This window comes from Streptomyces sparsogenes (genome assembly GCF_001704635.1).
Classification (GTDB): domain Bacteria; phylum Actinomycetota; class Actinomycetes; order Streptomycetales; family Streptomycetaceae; genus Streptomyces; species Streptomyces sparsogenes.
In genome coordinates, this window is sequence record NZ_MAXF01000196.1 from 1 (window position 1) to 19,965 (window position 19,965).

The window sequence follows — 19,965 nt, forward strand, 5'->3', positions numbered from 1 at the left end:
CTCCGCGCTGCTTCGCCCAGGGCGCACTGGCCAACGTCCGCGAGCACGCCGGTGCCACGACGGCCACGCTCACCCTCACCCACCTCGGCGACCAGGTGGTCCTGGATGTGGCGGACGACGGCAGCGGCTTCCACGCCCCGCCCGCGGGCGCCCCGGCGGCGAGGGCACGGGGGCACGGGCTGCCCGCGATGCACGCCCGGGCACGGCAGCTCGGCGGCACCCTGACCATCGAGTCGGCGCCCGGCGAGGGCACCGTCCTGTCCGCCGCGATGCCTCTGGAACCTCAGCCATGACCGAAGCCCGTGTGCGCATCCTGCTCTGCGACGACCACGCCGTGGTGCGTGCCGGACTGCTCGCCCTGCTCGGCAGCGAGCCCGACATCGAGGTGGTGGGAGAGGCCGGCAGCGGCGAGGAGGCGGTGGCCATGGCCGCGAAGCTCCGGCCGGACGTGGTGCTGATGGATCTCCAGCTCGGCCCCGGCATCGACGGGGTGGAGGCCACCCGGCGGATCCGGGCCACCGGCGTCCATGTGCTGGTGCTCACCACCTACGACACGGACGCGGACATCACCCGCGCCATCGCCGCAGGCGCCACCGGATACCTGCTGAAGGCCGAACGCCCCGAGGAGCTCTTCGCGGCGATCCGCTCCGCCGCCCAGGGCCGCGCCACCCTCTCGCCGCCCGTCGCCAGCCGCGTCATGAATCACCTGCGCGGTGCCGCCCGGCCCGCGCTGACCTCCCGCGAACTGGACATCCTCGGTCAGCTCGCCCAGGGCCTCGGCAACCGCGAGATCGCCCGCGCGCTCTTCATCAGCCAGGCCACGGTGAAGACCCACCTGGGCCGGATCTACGACAAGCTCGGCGTCGACGGCAGAGCCGGCGCGGTGGCGGTGGCGAAGGAGCAACGGCTGCTGCCCTGAGCCGAGGGCACAGCGGCACGCCGTCAGGCGCTGAGTCGGGTGACCAGGCGGGTGGGCAGGATCAGCGGGGTGGGGTCCTGGCCGTTGATGAGCGCGACGAGCATGCGCGCCATCTCCCGTCCCAGAGCCGCTATGGGCTGATGGACGGTGGTGAGCGGCGGATCGGCGATCCGGGCGACGGCGAGGTCGTCGAAGCCGACCACGGCGACATCGTCGGGGACCGGTCGGCCCGCCCCGCGCAACGTGCGCAGCGCTCCCGCCCCCATGTTGTCGTTGGCGGCGAACACCCCGTCCAGGTCGGGGTGGTCGGCCAGCAGTGCGGCCATGGCGGCGGCTCCGCTGGGCTCCGTGAAGTCCCCCTCCCGCGGCGGGAACGGTTCGAGGCCGGCGGCCAGCATCGCGTCCCGGTAGCCGCGGTACCGGGCGCGCCCGGCCTCGGTGTCCAGACGCCCGCAGATCGCGGCCACGCGAGTCCGGCCGCGCGAGACCAGATACTCGGTCGCCTCGCGCGCTCCACCGACGTTGTCGACGTCCACGTACCACCGGGGAGTCGAACCGACCGGGCGTCCGCCGAACACGACGGGCATCACCGCCTCCTCGGCCATACGGGTCAACGGATCGTCCACACGCAGCGCCATCAGCATGGCGCCGTCGGCGCCCTTGGAGCGAAGGAGTTCCCCGACCCGCTTCCGGCCCCGGTCGGAGGCGGCCAGGCACAGCATCAGATGGAGGTCGGCCTCCTCCAGGGCGGCCGAGGCGCCCACGATCACCTGGGCGAAGAACGGATCCGCGAAGATCGACGGATCCTCTCCCGAGACGACCAGGGCGGCCGCTCCTGTCTGGCGGGTGGCCAGAGCGCGGGCGGTCGGATTGGGTACGTAACCGAGTTGCCGGGCGGCCCGCTCGACCGCCTCGCGTTTCGCACGGCTGACGTGCGGTGCGTTGTTGAGGGCGCGGGAGGCCACGGAGCGGGAGACACCGGCGAGCTCCGTCACCTCGTCGAGTGTCGGCTGCCGACGCGGCGCGTCTTTTGCCATGAGCCATGAGCCTTCCCGCTCGTCAGGGACCCGGAGAACTGGGAGCGCTTCCAGTTTCCCCCGGACTCTAGGGCGTTGTCCTCGCCATGTGAAGAACGGGTTGTACGTGGGCTCTTGACAGTTCTACCAGCCCGCAACACGATACCGACCACACCCCAAAGGTTCTCGGTGCTGTTGGAACCGCTCCCAATGGGAGCGCTCCCAATGCTCGCCGCCGACCTTCGGACGTGTCGTCCCCTGCCGGAGGGCCGCCGGCAGGGGACGTCGTACCACCGCACTTCCTCAGCGCGTCGCACGCTCGGGAAGAGAGCGCGACGCATCCCTGTCAGGAAACCGAGGTACAGTCATGCGCCGCAGACTCCACGCCCTGTTGGCAGCCCTCTTCGCTCTGCCGCTGGCGCTCGCGATCGCCCCGTCCGCCCACGCGGCCGATCCGACCACCATGACCAACGGGTTCTACGTGGACCCCGACTCCAGCGCGAAGAGGTGGGTCGCCGCCAACCCGGGCGACGGCCGGGCGCCCGCGATCAACGCCTCCCTCGCCAACACCCCGATGGCCCGCTGGTTCGGCTCCTGGAGCGGCACCATCGGCACCGCCACCGGTGCGTACGCCGGCGCCGCGGACTCCAAGGACAAACTGCCCATCCTCGTCGCCTACAACATCTACAACCGCGACTACTGCGGCGGGCACTCCGCGGGCGGAGCCGCCTCGCCGTCCGCCTACGCCACCTGGATCGCCCAGTTCGCCGGCGGGATAGCCAACCGCCCGGCCGTCGTCATCCTCGAACCGGACTCCCTGGGGGACTACGGTTGCATGACCCAGGCCCAGATCGACGAGCGCGAGGCCATGCTCACCGGCGCCCTCGACCAGTTCAACCGCCAGGCCCCCAACACCTGGGTCTACCTCGACGCCGGCAACCCGGGCTGGGCGAACGCGGCGACCATGGCCAAGCGCCTCCACGAAGCCGGCCTCCGACAGGCCCACGGCTTCTCGCTCAACGTGTCCAACTACTTCACCACCGCCGAGAACACCGCCTACGGCAACGCCGTCAACAGTGAACTGGCCGCCCGCTACGGCTACACCAAACCGTTCGTCGTGGACACCAGCCGCAACGGCAACGGCTCCAACGGCCAGTGGTGCAACCCCGCGGGCCGCCGCATCGGCACCCCCACCCGGCTGGGCGGAGGCGCCGAGATGCTCTTGTGGATCAAGGCCCCGGGCGAGTCCGACGGCAACTGTGGCGTCGGAGCCGGCTCCTCGGCCGGGCAGTTCCTCCCCGAGGTCGCCTACAAGATGATCTACGGCTACTGATCCAGGACACCCGTGGCCCCGTTCGCACCTCGCACCGCGACCGGGCCACGGGATCAGCCGATCAAGGGGTGTCGGCGCGGACGGCGGTGGTCGCCAGAGTGGTGTAGCGCATCGTGAAGCGGCCACCCAGAGCGTCGATGGCACGGCCGACCGCGCCCAGAATCTCGGCCAGTTGCTCGGGGCGGAGTCGGGTGAGGCCACCGGTCGTGGGGAGAAGATCCAGCCATTGGTCGCGCGTGTAGGACCGCTCCCAGTCGAATCGCCACTGCTCCGGGTCGCCGAAACGCCCGTTTTCGCGGATCTTGTCGGCGATCTGCGCGTACCCTGCCTGGTACATCTCCAGCGGACGCCGCGCCGGCTGATTGCCGAGCGGCGAGTCGGGCGCCACCCGACGGTAGGCGGCCGCGAACGGCTCGGCCACCTCGGCGGGCGGCTCGAATACATGCCCGAAGATCGCCAGACGCCCGTTCGGCCGCAGCACCTGGGCCGCCTTCGCGGCGCCGGCGACCGGGTCCACCCAGTGCCATGACTGGGCGGCGATCAATGCGTCGAACACCCGGCCGGCCGGCTCCCATGCCTCGAAGGTCGCCACCTCGACCTGGAGGCCACGGGCCCGCGCGAAGTCGGCCATCCGCGCGTCCGGCTCAACACCGAGCACGGTGCAACCGGCGGCCTGGAACTGCCGGGCCGCGATGCCCGTGCCGCAGCCGACGTCGAGGACGTCGAGCCCCGGGCCGCCGGCGACGATACGCGCCACCAAGTCCCCGGGGTAGGCCGGTCGGGCCTGGTCGTAGCGTTGCGCGTCCATGCCGAAGGACTCGGCCATCTGTCGAGCCTGATGCAGTCGCGCCGGTTCTGGTTGCTCTCGCCGTAGAGTGGGCATGCGTTCACTCTAGTGGGCAAGTGCCCACTTGCCAAGAAATGATGTTCTGTCAAACGGCCGCGGGCAGGGCGGTCAGCGCTCCGGCTGCCGGCAGGATGACGAGTGCGGCGGTGAGCAGCCACAGCTGGGTAAAGGCGCGTCAAACCAAGCCCCCCCTGCCTGACTCTCACCTGGCGACGACAGGTGCGGGCGTGCGGTGCACGGCGCCGTCCCGCATGACGAAGTCGATGCCCCCGATGGCCGTGATGTCCTCGAAGGGGTCGGCAGGCAGTGCGACCAGGTCGGCGGTCGCCCCGGGCCGGAGGCGCCCGAGGTCGGGCCGGCCGAGCAGGTCGGCGGCGACGCTCGTGGCGGCGCGCAGGGCCCGTACGGGGGCGATACCGGACGTGACCATCGCCGGAAACTCACGCCAGTTGTCGGCGTGCGGAAACATGCCGGCGTCGGTGCCGAACGCGATGCGCACGTTGCTCGCGGCCACGTTGTGCGCGGAGTGACGGAGCTGGTCGGCGTAGCGGGTGAACTTCACCCGTTCCGCCGGATCCTTGCCCTCCCAGTAGCTGTCGTCGTCGAGGTGGTCGAGCGCGTCGAGGACCATGAACTGGGTCGGCACGAGGAACACACCCCGTTCCTCCATCCGGGCCAGGGTCGACGCCGAAGCGAGGTTGCCGTGCTCGACCGAGCGGACACCGGCAGTGACGGCGCGCGAGACGCCCTCGTCGCCGTAGGCATGCGGGGTGCAGGGGATGCCCAGGCCGCGGGCCGTGGCGACCAGCGCGTTCATCTCCTCCTGCGTGTAGGTGGTCTGGGTGGGATCGTCGGCCGGGGTGGCGAAGCCGCCGGTGGCGCCGAACTTGATCCAGTCGGCGCCGGCCCTGATGTTCTCGCGCACCCTGCGCGTGATCTCGTCCGCACCGTCCGCCAGCGCGCCGATCTCACGGTCGAAGTGGGACGCGAGCAAGGTCGAGGCGTCGCCGTGCGCGCCCCGCGCGGAGATCAGGTACGGCGCGACGACCATCCGTGGCCCCACGACGTGCCCACGGGCGATGGCGTCGCGCAGGGACAGCGTGACCGGCTCGGCGGCGAAGGTGGCCAGGTCGCGGACCGTGGTGAAGCCACGGTCGAGCAGGTCGCGCAACACCGGCAAGGCGCGCAGCGCGATCGCCGCGGACCCGTCGGACACGAAGGCCCGCAGGAGCCGGCCCGGGTCGACGGTGGTGTGGATGTGGCAGTCGATCAGTCCCGGCAGCAGCATGCGACCGCCGAGTTCGACCACCTCGGCGTCGGCGCGGTCGACACTCGGTCCGACCTCGGCGATCCGACCGTCGCGCACCGCCACCTCGGTGTGCCCGGAGGGCCGGTCCGCCAGTCCGTCCCAGCTTCGTCCGGCGATCAGCACCACCGCGCCCTGTTCCGTGTCACAGGCACCTGTTGTCACCGCGTTGCCCTCCGCCTGCGCCCCCACCGGATGTCACTCGCTCACCCTTGGTCCCGCCGGGGTCCAGGGTGCCAGCGGGGTGACAGGTCGCGCATCGCGTGTCGGCCGTTCGGGTCAACGCGGTGCGCGCGCCGTGACCTGGTGAGACAGTGCCGGGGGCTTCAGGACCAGCGGTTGCCGGGATGTGTGAGGGGTCGCCGATGCATGGCTACGGACTGTTGCACCTGGTGCTCGACCTGCTGGGCACCTTCGCGTTCGCGTTGAACGGCGCGCTCACGGCGACACGGGTGGCACGTCTGGACATCGTCGGCGTGCTCGCGCTCGCCATGGTGACCGCCCTGGGCGGCGGCGTGCTCCGCGACGTGCTCGCCGGCGCGCTGCCCCCGGCGACGTTCAGCGACTGGCGGTACCTGGCGGTCGCGGTGGCCGGCGGCATGGTCACGTTCCTGATCTGGCGGCACCTGGAGCGCTACACGACACTGATCACGGTGTTCGACGCGGCCGGCCTCAGTCTGTTCGCGGTCACCGGCGCCACCACAGCGCTGGAGTACCACATCGGCGCGCCCCAGGCGGTGCTGCTCGGCGTGGTGACCGGCGTCGGCGGCGGCACACTGCGCGATGTGCTCGTGTCGCGCCTGCCGACGGTGCTGTACGCGGACCTGTACGCGATCCCCGCGCTGCTGGGGGCGGGGATCACAGTCGCGTGCGCACGCACCGGCGTCTACGGTGTGCCCGCCGCGCTGGGGGCGGCCGTCGCCTGCTTCACGCTGCGGATGATCGGCGCCCACTACGGGCTCAACGCGCCGGGGCCGCGCCGCTCCGGGCGCGGCCCCGCCGGGTCCGGCGACAGCTCGCGCGACTCCGCGTCCTGACCCCATGACCCCGGAGTCCGCCCAGCCGCCTGCGCCTCGGCGAGGGCAAGGCCGCCATGCGTCACTCCTATGTGGCACCGGGGATGCCCAGCCGGTCGGCCACGGCGGTGAGGGCCGTTCCCAGCGGGAGGGCGACCCGGGTGACGGCGTGCGGGTCGCCCCGGGTCGGGTCCAGATTGACGATCAGCACCGGCTTCCCGGCCCGAGCAGCCTGGCGGACGAACCGGAGTCCGGACATCACGGTCAGCGAGGAGCCGAGGACCAACAGTGAGGTCGCCTCGCGGACCAGCTCGCGGCAGTGCTCGACCCGCCGCGGCGGAACGGCTTCGCCGAAGAACACCACGTCCGGTTTGAGGATGCCGCCGCAGACCGTACAGGGCACCACGTGGAAATCCCCGACCTGCTCGTCGGTGAGGTCGGCGTCACCGTCCGGGTTGATTCCGGCGGCCACCGGCTCGAAGCCCGCATTGGCCTCCTCCAGCCGCCGGGCGAGTTCGCGGCGCGGGCTGAAGGCGCCGCAGGAAAGGCAGACGACCCGGTCCAGGCTTCCGTGGAGTTCCACGACCCCCTCGCTGCCGGCGGCCTGGTGCAGGCCGTCGACGTTCTGGGTGATCACACCCGAGAGCAGGCCGTGCCGCCCGAACGCGGCCACGGCCCGGTGCCCGGCGTTGGGGCGGGCGCGGCCGAAGGTCCGCCAGCCGAGGTGGCTGCGAGCCCAGTACCGGCGCCGGGCCTGTGCGTCGGCCGTGAAGTCCTGGTAGGTCATCGGGGTGTGCCGGCTCAGGCTCCCGCCCGCGCCCCGGTAGTCGGGGATGCCCGACTCCGTGGAGATGCCCGCCCCGCTGAGCACCAGCACACCGCCGGTGCTCAGCGCATCGACGACCGGTCCCGGATCCGTGCTGCCCGGCGGAAGGTCCTCGGCGGGGGTCCAGCTCAACGTGGGGCGCATACGCATGCCGCCAGAGTACGGAACCTGCCGCCACCACCCGCGTCCGCCGTCGACGCCGCAGCACCGGCCCATGTCACGGCACTAGAAGAGGCGCGCGCGCAGGTCCTGCGTCAGGTGGTCGAGGATCTCGCGCAGCCATGGGCTGCGGACGGCCGGCAACCGGGCCAGGGTGTGGTGGAACGTTCCCGGGTCGGCCCGGAATGGGTGGAAGAGGCGCTGCAGGGGCGGGTCGTCGCGAAGGACGCCTTCGGGCATGCCGCCCGACGCGGGAACGGGCGGGTACGGGTCGGGGAAGGCCAACCACAGCCACACCCCGAACGGCAGCGGCACCGGGTAGGCCGAGGCGGCCGGGCCGGCCGGTGCCCAGGTCTCCCCCGTCTGCGGATGGACCGGCACGAGGAGGATGCCGGCGTCCGCGTCGGGGGCGGGCCGCCCCGGCCCCGCCGGCACGGCGCGCCGCGCCGGCGGCCCCGCGGGCAGCAGGGCGTCGAGGGCGCGTTGGAACACCTCCGCGGCCAGGCCGTCCGGGACAGTCACCGGCCGCCCCTCCGAGGCCACCAGCAGATGTGCGAGCGCCCGGCCCGCGGCCGCCTCCCACTGCGGGCTCCATGACCACCAGTGGTGCGCCCCCCGCCGCGCTCCCCACCCGGCGATCGGCTCGAACGGGGGCGTGCCCTTCCTCTCCGCCGTCAACTCCGCCCAGGACAGGGGTACGGCATGGGCGTCGGCGTCGGCGTGGTCGACGGGAAGGCGCCGCACGGTGTTCGGGGCAAGCCACACCGCCTGCCACAGCGAGCAGTCGTCGATCCGGCTCGCCACGGGCAGGCCACACGCCTCGCAGGCCATGTTGGGGCCGTCCGCCCCGTCGAGGCCGCAGCAGTGGCCGCCGTGCTTCTCCGGGATCAGCACGGTGCCGCGGGTATCTCCAGGAGCCATGACGACCGCGCCGGGCGCGCCGTCGGACAGGGCGTACACCGGCGCGTAGATGCCACGGGCCGCCGCCTCCTCGGGATCGATCTCCTCCCACCTCCGCCACGGCGGCCCCCAGGGCTCCGGATCCTCCGCTGGGGAATCAGGGGCATCGTCGCAGCTCGACGGCGGCCGGCCAAGGACTTTTGACCAGCTCGGCGACGGCGCGTCCGGCACCGCGGCCGACGTCGACGACGGTCGAGCCCGGGACGGGAGACAGCAGTCGATGGGATCCTGCGCACCGAGGCCGAGGCGCTCCGATCGAGAATCGCCGCGGCCGCGTTCCCGACCTCCCTAGCGGAGATCACCGCTGATCACCCACAGGTGCCCGAAGGGGTCCTTGACCCTGCCCTGCCGCTTGCCGTACGGGCGGTTCTCGACGGGGATCACCAGCTCGGCTCCCAGCCGCACCATGCGGTCTGCGGTCGCGTCCGGATCGGGCACGTTCACCGTGATGAGGACGGGCGAGCCGCCCAGCGACTCGGGGTCGTGCCACCCCCACTCCGCGACGCTCTGTGCCAAGGCGAGAGTCGCCGCTCCCACAGCGATCTCGGCGTGGTTCACCACGCCCTGTTCGTCCGCCACCCGGAGGGTGAGCGTCGCGTCCAGGGCCTCGGTGTAGAACTCGATGGCCGCCTCGGCGTCGGACACGAGCAACTTGGGGTGAAGTTCATTGGTCATGGCGTGATGATCACAGGGAGGGGCGGCGCCGGCCTTGTAGATTTCGGCGTTCCTCCGTCAACCATCCGGACGGGGTCGTCTGCATGAGGTCGTTGAAGTCACGCACGAGGTGGCTCTGATCGTGGTAGCCGCTCTCGGCCGCGATCCGAGCCCAGGAGTCGGCCCCGGCGCCGGCCCGCCGCACAGCGGTGGCCAGACGCGCGACGCGTGAGGCGAATTTCGGCCCGACACCGAGCGAGCGCCGCATCACATGGCGCAGCTGGCGCGGGCTCAGGTGCGCGTGTCGAGCCAACTCCTCAACGGACACCCGCCCGCCGCTTGCCGCGATGATCTTCAGCGGTTCGAGGGCGTCGGGGGACATCGTGGTCCGGCCGGCTCGCTCCAGGCGTTCAAGCAGACGAACACGCATGAGCCACTCTCGTCGCCCGGCCGGCTGACTCGCCAGCTCCTCGCACACCCGGCTCACCCAGGGCAGGAGGTCATCCGCGTCGACACCCCCGGCATCCACCTCGCCGAGCGGCACTTCGGTGAGACGGTGCATGGCCGGCGGGGACAGCTCCACGTACACCGTCGGCTGATCCGGCCGAAGGGTGAGGGACGGGGTGGCGGTCCCCGGTCGCATCAGCCCGGCGACGACCGCCCGCGTGTGGCGGACGTGTCCGTCGTATCGGACCTCCATGGGCGCGCCCAGGCTGACGACCAGCCGAGCGGACAGAGCCGGTACTGCCCTGTGCAGCCGAGGCGGACCGATATGTTCGCCGGCGGCGACCACACCGATGCCGGCCTCATGACATGCCTGACGCAGTTCCACGCCTGCATTCTCACATCGCCCGAGGCGGAAGAGGGATGGCGGCGATCAGCGGCACCGGCCTGAAGCCCGGCATCGCGGGAGTGATGGGCGCACGGGGTGTTGACGCCTCGCGGGGGCCGCCTATCATCCAAACTTGTCCGACCTCCCGATTGTTGTTCGGTATTGCGAACAATGATTCAGGATCCGCACGGAGATGGGGACCCGCCACCGCGCCGGCACGTCGTCACCCCTGGGGCGCTTCCGCCTACGGCAAAGGAGAGCGATCCGACATGTCCTGGCTCCATCACGAACACAGTCGCCGCAAAGCCCTGGCCACGGCCACCGGTCTGATCGCGGGGGCGGCGGTGCCCGTGGCCGCCGGCTACCCTGCCGCCGCGTCCCCCGCCGGCGGCGCGGCGACGGCCCCTTCCGCCGCCGCACAGTACGCGAATCCCGTGCTCTGGCAGGACTTCGCGGACATCGACATCATCCGCGTCGGTGACACGTACTACTACTCGGCCTCGACGATGCACTACTCGCCGGGGGCGCCCATCCTGCGCTCGTACGACCTGGTCAACTGGGAGTTCGCCGGACACTCGGTGCCGGTCCTGGACTTCGGGTCCAAGTACGACCTGAGCGGGGCACGCGGCTACGTGAAGGGGATCTGGGCCTCGTCGCTCGCCTACCGCCCGAGAAACAGGACGTTCTACTGGCTCGGCTGCATCGAGTTCGCCAAGTCGTACATCTACACCGCCCCCTCCGTGGAAGGGCCCTGGAGCAGGCTCACGACGATCAACAACGCCTATTACGACGCGGGGTTGCTCATCGATGACGACGACACGATGTATGTGTCCTACGGGAACACCACGATCAGCGTGGCCCAGCTCTCCGCCGACGGGCGCACCCAGGTCCGCGCGCAGCAGGTGTTCAATACCCCGTCGAGCGTCGGCACCCTTGAGGGATCACGCTTCTACAAGATCAACGGGAACTACTACATCTTCCTCACCCGCCCGGCCAACGGTCAGTACATCCTGAAGTCCACCAGCGGACCCTTCGGCCCCTACACGATGCGCGAGGTCCTGCTCAACCTGCGCGGCCCGGTCTCCGGCGGGGGCGTGCCGCACCAGGGCGGGCTGGTGCAGACCCAGAACGGCACCTGGCACTACATGGCCTTCGTCGACTCCTATCCCGGCGGCCGGATCCCGGTCCTGGCCCCGATCACCTGGACCTCGGACGGCTGGCCCGTCCTCCAGCTGGTGAACGGCGCCTGGGGCGCCTCCTACCCCAGCCCCCTCCCGACCCGCCAGGTCGCCCCCATGACCGGCGTCGACACCTTCGACGGCACCACCCTCAAGCCGAAGTGGGAGTGGAACCACAATCCCGACAACAGCAAGTGGTCCGTCGACAACGGCCTGACCCTGCGCACCGCGACGGTCACCAACGACCTGTACTGGGCCCGCAACACCCTCACCCACCGGATCCAGGGGCCCACCTCCACCGCCACCGTCCAGCTCGACCACTCCACGATGCGCGACGGCGACCGGGCCGGGCTCGCCCTGCTGCGCGACTCCTCCGCGTGGATCGGCCTCAAGCGCGACGGCGGCGCGACCAGGGTGGTCATGGTGAACGGGCTGACCATGGACGGCAACTGGAACACCACCGGCACCGGCACCGAGGCCGCGGGCGCGAATGTCTCCGGCGGCCGTATATGGCTGCGCGCCAACGCCGACATCCGCCCCGGCGCGCCCCGGTCCGCCACCTTTTCCTACAGCACCGACGGCACCAACTTCACCCGCCTGGGCCCGGCGTTCACCATGGGCAACGACTGGCGGTTCTTCATGGGTTACCGGTACGCCATCTTCAACTACGCCACCCAGGCGCTCGGCGGCTCGGTCCGGGTCACCCGGTTCGAGCTCGCCACGCCCTGAGCGGTCATCATGGAAAGGGTGCACCTTGTCCTCCTCCGTCAGTCGCCGCCGGCTGCTGCGGGCGGCCGGGGCCACGGCCGTGGCCTCCGCCGCCGAATCAGTCGTCGGATCCTCCCCGGCCCGAGCGGTGAGCGGCCCTGCCCGCGCCGACATCGGAACGTCCGCCCAGCCTTTCGAACTCACGCAGGTCCGATTGACCGCGAGCCGATGGCTGGACAACCAGAACCGCACGCAGAACTACCTGCGGTTCGTCGACACCGACCGATTGCTGTACAACTTCCGGGCCAACCACCGGTTGTCCACCCGCGGTGCCGCCACCAACGGTGGCTGGGACGGGCCGTCCTTCCCCTTCCGCTCCCATGTGCAGGGACACTTCCTCACCGCGTGGGCGCAGGTGTATGCCGTGACGGGCGACACGAGCTGCCGGGACAAGGCCGCCTATATGGTGGCGGAGTTGGCCAAGTGCCAGGCCAACACCGCGCAGCCGGGTTCGGCAACGGGTATCTGGCCGGCTTCCCCGAGTCCGACTTCACCGCTCTCGAGGCGGGAACCCTGTCCAACGGCAACGTGCCGTACTACGTCATCCACAAGATCCTGGCCGGCCTGCTGGACGTATGGCGCCTCATGGGCAGTGCCCAAGCCCGTGACGTGCTGCTGAACCTGGCGGGGTGGGTCGACCGGCGGACCGGTCGGCTGAGCGGCCAGCAGATGCAGTCGGTGTTGCGGACGGAGTTCGGTGGTATGAACGCCGTGCTGTCCGACATCTACCAGCAGACCGGCGACTCGCGATGGCTTGCCACCGCTCAGCGGTTCGACCACGGCGCGGTGTTCGACCCGCTGGCCTCCAACCAGGACCGGCTGAACGGACTGCACGCCAACACGCAGGTGCCCAAGTGGATCGGCGCCGTCCGGGAGTACAAGGCCACCGGCGCCACCCGCTACCGGGACATCGCCGCCAACGCCTGGAACATCTGCGTCAACGCGCACACCTACATCATCGGCGGCAACAGCCAGGCGGAGCACTTCCGCCCCCCGAACGCGATCGCCGCCTACCTGTACCGCGACACGTGCGAAAGCTGCAACACGTACAACATGCTCACGCTCACCCGCGAGCTGTTCACGCTGGACCCCACCCGCGCCGCCCTCTTCGACTACTACGAACGGGCGTGGCTGAACCAGATGATCGGCCAGCAGAACCCGGCGGACGCCCACGGCCACGTCACCTACTTCACCCCGCTCAACCCGGGGGGCCGACGTGGCGTGGGTCCGGCGTGGGGCGGTGGCACCTGGAGCACCGACTACGACAGCTTCTGGTGCTGCCAGGGCACCGGCTTGGAAATGCACACCAAGCTGATGGACTCCGTCTACTTCCACAGCGACACCACGCTGACCGTGAACCTGTTCGTGCCCTCGGTGCTCACCTGGTCGCAGCGGGGGATCACGGTCACCCAGACCACGTCGTACCCGGTCGGTGACACCACGACCCTCCAGGTCACCGGCAACGTCAGCGGCAGCTGGCCGATGCGCATCCGTGTCCCGGGCTGGACCGCCAGGGCCACCATCAGCGTCAACGGCGTTCAGCAGAACATCACCACGACGCCCGGCGGCTACGCCACCTTGACCCGTTCCTGGACCTCCGGCGACACGGTCACCGTCCGCCTGCCCATGCGGATCGTCATGCGGGCGGCCAACGACAACGCGGGCGTCGCCGCGGTCACCTACGGACCGGTGGTGCTGTCCGGCAACTACGGCAACGCCTCGCTCAGCTCCCTCCCGACGCTGAACACGTCCTCGATCACACGGACCAGCGGCAGCTCGCTCGCCTTCACGGCCACCGCCAATGGCTCCGCCGTCAACCTGGGCCCGTTCCACGAGGCGCATGGCCACAACTACACCGTCTACTGGAACGCCCGTGGCCAGTAACTCTGCCGCTCGGGCGAGGTTCCCGGCCAGGCCCACCTCGATGTGCAGGCCCCGAAGCCTCGAGCAGGGTCGGACTACGCGCCGCCGTCGTGGCGCCGCGCCACCTGCGCGGTGGAGTCCCGCACGACGAGTTCCGGCTGGAACACGAACTCGGTGCGCTGCACCGGGGTTCCGCCGATCTCTTCCAGGAGCGCTCCCACCGCGGCGGTCGCCATCGCCTGCACGGGCTGGCGCACCGTGGTCAACGGCGGATCGGTGAACGGGATGAGGGGCGAGTCGTCGAAACCGATCACCGAGATGTCCCGCGGCACGTCGAGGCCGCGTTCCCGCACCGCTCTGATGACGCCGAGTGCCATCGGGTCACTGCCGCAGACGATGCCGGTGCAGCCCGCCTCCACCAGGGCGCCGCCGGCGGCGTGCCCGCCCTCGACGGTGAACAGAGTGCGCTGGATGAGCTTCTCGGCCTCGGGACGGCCTACCCCGAGCATGGTGTGCAGGGCCGCGACGAAGCCCTCCGCCTTGCGCCGGGAGGGCACGAACCGGGTCGGGCCGATGGCCAGGCCGATGCGCTCGTGCCCCAGGTCGACCAGGTGGCGTACGGCCATCCGCGCGGCGGAGCGGTCGTCGGGCGACACGAAGGGCGCGTTGATCTGCTCGTTGAAGCCGTTGATGAGGACGAACGGCACCTTCCGCTCGGCGAGCCGCGCGTAACGGACGGTGTCCGCCGTGGTGTCCGCGTGCAGGCCGGACAGGAACACGATGCCGTTGACACCCCGCTCCTCCAACTGCTCGACCAGTTCGTCCTCGGTCGAGCCACCCGGCATCTGCGTGCACAGCACGGGCGTATAGCCGTACCCGGCGAGCACCTGCTCGATGACCTGCGCGAACGCCGGGAAGATCGGATTCGTGAGCTCAGGGATGATCAACCCGATCAGCCCGGCGCTGCGCTGGCGCAGCCGCACCGGGCGTTCGTACCCGAGGACGTCGAGTGCGGCGAGCACCTTCTGCCGGGTGGCGGCCGCCACCCCTGGTTTGCCGTTGAGGACGCGGCTCGCGGTGGCCTCGCTGACGCCTGCCTGCGTCGCGATGTCCAGGAGCCGCGGGGTGCCGCCTTCGGCACCCCGCGGCGTCAGCGGCTTCACGCCTCCCACCAGACCGCGCCGTCCGCGGGCAGCTCGACCTCGCCTCCGTTCACGGTGGCCGGGGCGCTCGACAGCAGCACCCGCCCGGGGGCCGGGATCCGCACGGGCTCGCCCGTGGCGTTGACGGTGCACACGAAGCCCCTGGTGGCCGAGGTGCGCCGGAAGGCGAGTACGCCTTCGGGGACGTCGTCGAGCCAGGCGACCTCCGAGCCGGCGCCGAGGGCCGGGTGCTCACGGCGCACGGCCAGTGCGCGGCGGTACAGCTCGAGGGTCGAGTCCGGGTCGCCGGTCTGGGCCTCGACGCTGAGCGCGCCCCAGTCCGGGGGCTGCGGGAGCCAGCTGCCGCCGTCCCCGAACCCGAACGAGGTGCCGTCGGCGGTCCACGGGATCGGCACCCGACAGCCGTCGCGCAGCCCGTCCTGGCCGTTCTCCCGGAAGAAGGACGGGTCCTGACGCACCTCGTCGGGCAGGTCGGTGACCTCGGGGAGGCCGAGCTCCTCGCCCTGGTAGACGTACGCGGATCCGGGCAGCGCCAGCATGAGCAGCGCGGCGGCGCGGGCACGGCGCAGGCCCTGGTCGGGGCCCTGCTCGGCGAACCGGGTGGTGTGCCGTACGACGTCGTGGTTGGACAGCACCCAGGTGGTCGGCGCGCCGACCGGGCGCATCGCGTCCAGCGACCCGTCGATGGCCGCGCGCAGCGCGCCGGCGTCCCAGCCGGTGTTCAGGTAGTGGAAGTTGAACGCCTGGTGCAGCTCGTCGGGGCGCAGGTAGAGCGCGGTGCGCTCCGCGGTGGGGGTCCACGCCTCGGCGACGCCGACGCGTTCCCCGGGGTATTCGTCCAGGACCTTGCGCCACGAGCGGTAGATCTCGTGCACACCGTCCTGGTCGAAGAACGGCAGGGCCTGGTTGCCGAGCAGCCGGAGCTGTTCGGCGTGGCCCATGTCGGGCAGGCCCGCGGCCTTGACGAGGCCGTGGGCGACGTCGATGCGGAACCCGTCGACACCCATGTCGAGCCAGAAGCGCAGGATGGAGCGGAACTCGTCGGCGACCGCCGGGTGGTCCCAGTTGAAGTCGGGCTGCTCGGGCGCGAACAGATGCAGGTACCAGTCGCCGGGGGTGCCGTCCGGGTTTTCGGTGCGGGTCCAGGCGGGCCCGCCGAAGATGGACTCCCAGTCGTTCGGCGGGAGCTGCCCGCGCTCCCCCTTGCCGGGCCGGAAGTGGAAGCGATCGCGCAGCGGTGAGCCGGGGCCCTCGGTGAGCGCCCGCTGGAACCAGTCGTGCTGGTCGGAGCAGTGGTTGGGCACGATGTCGACGATGACGCGCAGGCCCAGTCGGTGGGCGTCGCGGATCAGGCCGTCGGCGTCGTGCAGGGTGCCGAACATCGGGTCGATGGCGCGGTAGTCGGCGACGTCGTACCCGGCGTCGGCCTGCGGCGAGGCGTAGAAGGGACTGAGCCACACGGCGTCCACGCCCAGCTCACGCAGGTACGGCAGCCGGGAGCGGATGCCCGCCAGATCGCCCATGCCGTCGCCGTTTCCGTCGGCGAAGCTCCGGGGGTAGACCTGATAGATCACCGCTTCTCGCCACCAGCCCGGCCTTTCCTCCGGAACGGCGGCTTCCGTGCCTGCGGTGGGTTCAGCGAGGTGCTGAGTCATATCTTCCCTGAAGGTGATGAGGGGGGAACGGAACGGATCAGGACCGGCCGACGCGGCTCGGTGGGTCATGACTTGGTGGCCCCGGCGGTCAGACCGGACACCAGGTGACGCTGGACCAGCCCGAAGACCACCGCTGCGGGGGCGGCGATGATGACGGCGGCGGCGGTCAGCGAGCCCCAGTCGCTCGTGTACTGGTTGACGAAGGTCTGCAGCCCCCCGGAGAGCGTCAGGTTCTCCTCGCCGGTCATGAAGGCGGAGGCGTAGGCCACTTCCGCCCAGCCGGTGATGAAGGTGTAGAACGCGGTCACCGCGAGGCCCGGCTTGGCCAGCGGCAGGATCAGGCGCCAGAAGGTGCCGAAGGGGTTGAGGCCGTCGACCCGTCCGGCCTCGTCGATCTCGACGGGGATGCCGTCGAAGTAGCCCTTCATCATCCAGGCGCAGAACGGCACGGCCACCGTGAGATAGGTGACGACCAGGCCGACGGGCTGGTTGAGCAGGCCCAGCTTCGCCAGGAGGTTGTACAGCGGCACGATGAGGACCGCGACGGGGAACATCTGGGTGAGCAGCAGCAGCCACATCAGCGGCCGCATCCCGGGGAACCTGAACCGGCTGACCGCGTATCCGGTGGTCGCGGAGATGAAGACGCCGATGACGGTGGACAGGCCCACGACGACCAGCGAGTTCTGCAGCCAGGAGGGAAAGTCGGTGTCGTTGATGACATGGCTGTAGTTGCCGAGGGTGAAGTCCTTGACGAGCGAGGTGTCGAACGCGTCGGTCTTCGGCTTGAAGGAGGTGATCAGCAGCCACAGGGGCGGGAACACCGCGATGACGGAGGCGATGATCAGCGACACATGCAGGGCGACGGAGGCGAGCCTGCTGCGCTCCCCGCGCCGGCGCGGGGCCTTGGCGGTCCTGCGGGTGTCGGCCGTCCTGCGGCTGTCGGCGGTCTTGCGGGTGTCCGCGGTCGTTGTGCTCACCAGGAGTCTCCCTGCTTGCGAAGGGCACGGCGGTAGCCCACCGCGAAGAGCGCCAGGAGGAGCAGGATCACCACGCCCCAGGCTGCCGAACTCGCGTAGTCGCGGGGGCTGATGACGAAGGAGAGCCGGTAGGCGTACGTCACCAGGATCTCGGTCGCGTCCCCGGGGCCGCCCCGGGTGAGCAGGAAGATCACCGGGAACATGTTGAACGTCCAGATGGCGCTGAGCAGCACCACCGTGCTGGACACCGACCTCAGCCCCGGCAGGGTGATGTTGCGGAACCGCTGCCAGGGCCCGGCGCCGTCCATCTCCGCCGCCTCGTACAGCTCCGCCGGAATGGACTGGAGCCCGCCGAGCGTGGCGACCAGCATGAAGGGGACTCCGAGCCAGACGTTGACCGCGATGACGGACACCTTGGCCCACGTCGGGTCGTTCAGCCAGGAGATCCCGTCGAAGCCACCGCCCTCGAGCAGCTTGTTGAACAGGCCGCTGCGCTCGTTGAACAGCAGCCGCCAGGTGAAGACGGAGACAAAGGCGGGCACCGCCCACGGCAGGACCAGCGCCGTGCGGTAGATGGCGCGGCCCTTGATCTTGCGGTTGAGCATGTTCGCCAGGGCGAGACCGAGCGTGAACGAGAGCGCCACGCAGGTCACGGTCCACACCACGGTCCAGCCGAGCCGGTCCCAGAAGACGCTGTCGGTGAGGATCGCCTTGTAGTTGTCCAGGCCCACGAACTTGTAGGTGGCGGGGATGTGGTTGACGCCGATGTTCCGTTCGACGTTGGCCTCATTGGCGTCCGTGAACGACAGATAGGCGCCGCGGGCCAGGGGGTAGCCGATGATGACGCCGATCACGATCACCACGGGGGCGACCATGCTCCAGGCGTACCAGTGGGTGCCCAGTGCCCTGCGTATCCGTCCCGGGTTCCTCTCGCCGCCGCGGCCGCGGCCGCGGGCGCTCATGGCGCCCGCGGCCTTCGCCGCCGGCCGGCTGGTGTCGACAGCCATGGGGCGGTCCGTCCTTCCCGTGCCTACTTGTAGTCCTTGAGGAGCTTGCGGAAGGCGTCACCCGTGGCCTCGGCGGCGTTCTCCGGGCTGGTGTCACCGGAGAGCACCTTGGCCATCTGCAGCCGGATCGGCTCGAAGAGGGCGTTGCCCTGGGCGATCCACGGCCGCTGGACGGCCTTGTCGACGGCGGGCTTGAAGAACTTCACCATCTCGTTGTCCGCGACGGCCGGGACGTCGTAGACCGACTTGCGGGTGGGCAGCAGGCTGATCTTCTCGGTCGTCTCCTGCTGGACCTTCGCCGAGCTCATGTACTTGACGAACTCGTAGGAGGCGTCGAGGTTCTTGGAGCCCGCGTAGACGGAGAGGTCCCAGCCACCCTGCGGGGAGGCCTGCCTGACGCTGCCGGCCGGGACCGGGGCGACGCCGAGGTTCTCCTTGTCCTTGAACTGAGCACCCGAGGAGACGTCCTCGATCGCCCACGGGCCGTTGATCATCATGGCGACCTTGCCGGACTTGAAGGCGTTCTCCATGTTGTTCCAGCCGTCCGAGGCGTCGGTGATGGCCGCCTTGGAGTCGAGCAGGTCCTTCATGGCCGCGTACGCCTTGACGCCGGGCTGGTCGTCGACCTTGATCGTCTTGTTCTTCGCGTCGACCAGGTCGCCGCCCTCGCCGTACAGGTAGGGCAGGAACCAGTACGGGTCGTCGCCGCGCAGGTAGAAGCCGGTCTTGCCGGACTTCTTCCTGATCTTCGCGGAGGCGTCCTTGAGTTCGTCCAGGGAGGTCGGGACCTTCGCCCCGGCGTCCTTGAGCATCTTCTTGTTGTAGAAGAGCGCGAGGGTGTCCGTCACCTGCGGGACCGCGTACGTCTTGCCGTTGAACCTGGTGCTTCCGGCCGCGGTCGGCAGGTAGTCGTCCGCCTTGTCGAGCGCGGGCGTGCCGTCCAGCGGGGCCAGGTAGCCGAGGTTCGCGAAGTCGGCGACCCAGGCGACCTCGGTGCGCATCACGTCGGGGGCGCCGGCGTTGCCGCCCGCGGCGTTCTTGAACTTGGCGTTCGCTTCGCCGAACGGGACGTTGACGTAGTTGACCTTGACGTTCGGGTGCTCCTTCTCGAAGCCCTCGGCGAGCGCCTTGTAGGTGGCCTTCTCCGCCTCGTTGGAGGTGTCCCAGAAGGTGACGGTGCCAGAGAGCCCCTTGCCGCTCTTGGAGCCGTTGTTTCCGCCGTCGCTGTCCCCACCGCATGCCGCAGCTGTCATGGTCAGGGCCGCGACCAGCGCGGTGGCCGCTATGCCACGCCGCATGTCAACTCCTTCACCTCGTCCTGGCCGCTCCCTCGCGGCGCCGGGTTGGCAGGAACGTAACAGGATTGAAAGACGCTCGAAAGACCTTGCGCGATATTTCTGCAAGAATCCGGTGGCCGTCTCGGACCAGGCAGGAGCCGCCACATACCACTGCAACAGCTTTCACGCGGAGTGCTCCGGGTGCCTCC

The 19,965-nt window shown here is 70.4% G+C and carries 16 protein-coding genes and 2 pseudogenes; 6 read left to right on the top strand and 12 right to left on the bottom strand.

Annotated elements, in window-relative coordinates:
• Positions 1 to 293: ATP-binding protein (locus BBH68_RS35840; RefSeq protein ID WP_342673166.1), on the top strand; the 293-nt coding region annotated here is incomplete at its 5' end.
• Positions 290 to 919 carry a response regulator gene (locus tag BBH68_RS35845; protein WP_065967971.1) on the top strand — a complete coding sequence of 210 codons (630 nt, stop codon included), beginning with the start codon at positions 290 to 292 and terminating at the stop codon, positions 917 to 919. The genes BBH68_RS35840 and BBH68_RS35845, both read left to right, overlap by 4 nt.
• A 23-nt stretch (positions 920 to 942) precedes the next feature.
• Here BBH68_RS35845 and BBH68_RS35850 read toward each other — a convergent pair whose 3' ends face one another.
• Complete coding sequence (locus BBH68_RS35850) at positions 943 to 1,956, bottom strand: LacI family DNA-binding transcriptional regulator (protein WP_065967972.1); 1,014 nt, start codon at positions 1,954 to 1,956, stop codon at positions 943 to 945.
• Between the two features lie 346 nt (positions 1,957 to 2,302).
• On the opposite strand from BBH68_RS35850, the gene BBH68_RS35855 reads away from it, so the two are divergent.
• The gene (locus BBH68_RS35855) at positions 2,303 to 3,268 is read left to right on the top strand and encodes a glycoside hydrolase family 6 protein (RefSeq protein ID WP_065967973.1); all 966 of its coding nucleotides are present in this window, start codon (positions 2,303 to 2,305) and stop codon (positions 3,266 to 3,268) included.
• Positions 3,269 to 3,329: 61 nt separating this feature from the next.
• Here BBH68_RS35855 and BBH68_RS35860 read toward each other — a convergent pair whose 3' ends face one another.
• The gene (locus BBH68_RS35860) at positions 3,330 to 4,151 is read right to left on the bottom strand and encodes a class I SAM-dependent methyltransferase (protein ID WP_065967974.1); all 822 of its coding nucleotides are present in this window, start codon (positions 4,149 to 4,151) and stop codon (positions 3,330 to 3,332) included.
• A gap of 166 nt (positions 4,152 to 4,317) precedes the next feature.
• Positions 4,318 to 5,586 (bottom strand): metal-dependent hydrolase family protein, encoded by a 1,269-nt coding sequence (locus BBH68_RS35865; protein ID WP_065968013.1) that lies wholly within the window; start codon positions 5,584 to 5,586, stop codon positions 4,318 to 4,320.
• Between the two features lie 200 nt (positions 5,587 to 5,786).
• Between BBH68_RS35865 and BBH68_RS35870 the strand changes: the two genes are divergently transcribed.
• Positions 5,787 to 6,458, top strand: a complete 672-nt coding sequence (locus BBH68_RS35870) for a trimeric intracellular cation channel family protein (protein WP_065967975.1) — start codon at positions 5,787 to 5,789, stop codon at positions 6,456 to 6,458.
• Positions 6,459 to 6,525: 67 nt separating this feature from the next.
• Here the strand turns inward: BBH68_RS35870 and BBH68_RS35875 are convergent, their stop codons facing one another.
• The 4 genes and pseudogenes from BBH68_RS35875 to BBH68_RS35890 all read right to left on the bottom strand — a co-directional run bounded on the left by BBH68_RS35875 (position 6,526) and on the right by BBH68_RS35890 (position 9,868).
• On the bottom strand, positions 6,526 to 7,413 hold the full coding sequence (locus BBH68_RS35875) for an NAD-dependent protein deacetylase (protein WP_065967976.1): 888 nt from the start codon (positions 7,411 to 7,413) through the stop codon (positions 6,526 to 6,528).
• A gap of 75 nt (positions 7,414 to 7,488) precedes the next feature.
• Positions 7,489 to 8,472, bottom strand: a pseudogene (locus BBH68_RS35880) (hypothetical protein); the annotation flags it as partial.
• 198 nt (positions 8,473 to 8,670) lie between these two features.
• On the bottom strand, positions 8,671 to 9,057 hold the full coding sequence (locus tag BBH68_RS35885) for a VOC family protein (protein ID WP_065967977.1): 387 nt from the start codon (positions 9,055 to 9,057) through the stop codon (positions 8,671 to 8,673).
• Positions 9,058 to 9,067: 10 nt separating this feature from the next.
• Complete coding sequence (locus tag BBH68_RS35890; protein WP_065967978.1) at positions 9,068 to 9,868, bottom strand: helix-turn-helix domain-containing protein; 801 nt, start codon at positions 9,866 to 9,868, stop codon at positions 9,068 to 9,070.
• Positions 9,869 to 10,137: 269 nt separating this feature from the next.
• Here BBH68_RS35890 and BBH68_RS35895 point away from each other — a divergent pair, with 269 nt between their 5' ends.
• Positions 10,138 to 11,775 (top strand): glycoside hydrolase family 43 protein, encoded by a 1,638-nt coding sequence (locus BBH68_RS35895; protein ID WP_065967979.1) that lies wholly within the window; start codon positions 10,138 to 10,140, stop codon positions 11,773 to 11,775.
• Between the two features lie 25 nt (positions 11,776 to 11,800).
• Positions 11,801 to 13,692: pseudogene (locus BBH68_RS35900) on the top strand (glycoside hydrolase family 127 protein); the annotation flags it as partial.
• Positions 13,693 to 13,772: 80 nt separating this feature from the next.
• Here BBH68_RS35900 and BBH68_RS35905 read toward each other — a convergent pair.
• The 5 genes from BBH68_RS35905 to BBH68_RS35925 all read right to left on the bottom strand — a co-directional run bounded on the left by BBH68_RS35905 (position 13,773) and on the right by BBH68_RS35925 (position 19,777).
• On the bottom strand, positions 13,773 to 14,849 hold the full coding sequence (locus tag BBH68_RS35905) for a LacI family DNA-binding transcriptional regulator (RefSeq protein WP_065967982.1): 1,077 nt from the start codon (positions 14,847 to 14,849) through the stop codon (positions 13,773 to 13,775).
• Positions 14,837 to 16,495: a glycoside hydrolase family 13 protein gene (locus BBH68_RS35910; RefSeq protein ID WP_065967987.1), complete on the bottom strand. Its 1,659-nt coding sequence runs from the start codon at positions 16,493 to 16,495 to the stop codon at positions 14,837 to 14,839. The genes BBH68_RS35905 and BBH68_RS35910 overlap by 13 nt, the downstream gene beginning before the upstream one ends.
• Positions 16,496 to 16,560: 65 nt before the next feature.
• Positions 16,561 to 17,475, bottom strand: a complete 915-nt coding sequence (locus BBH68_RS35915; protein ID WP_425428893.1) for a sugar ABC transporter permease — start codon at positions 17,473 to 17,475, stop codon at positions 16,561 to 16,563.
• On the bottom strand, positions 17,469 to 18,479 hold the full coding sequence (locus BBH68_RS35920; protein WP_079151426.1) for a carbohydrate ABC transporter permease: 1,011 nt from the start codon (positions 18,477 to 18,479) through the stop codon (positions 17,469 to 17,471). The genes BBH68_RS35915 and BBH68_RS35920 overlap by 7 nt, the downstream gene beginning before the upstream one ends.
• A gap of 23 nt (positions 18,480 to 18,502) precedes the next feature.
• Positions 18,503 to 19,777: an extracellular solute-binding protein gene (locus BBH68_RS35925; protein WP_065967989.1), complete on the bottom strand. Its 1,275-nt coding sequence runs from the start codon at positions 19,775 to 19,777 to the stop codon at positions 18,503 to 18,505.
• Between the last annotated feature and the right edge of the window lie 188 nt (positions 19,778 to 19,965).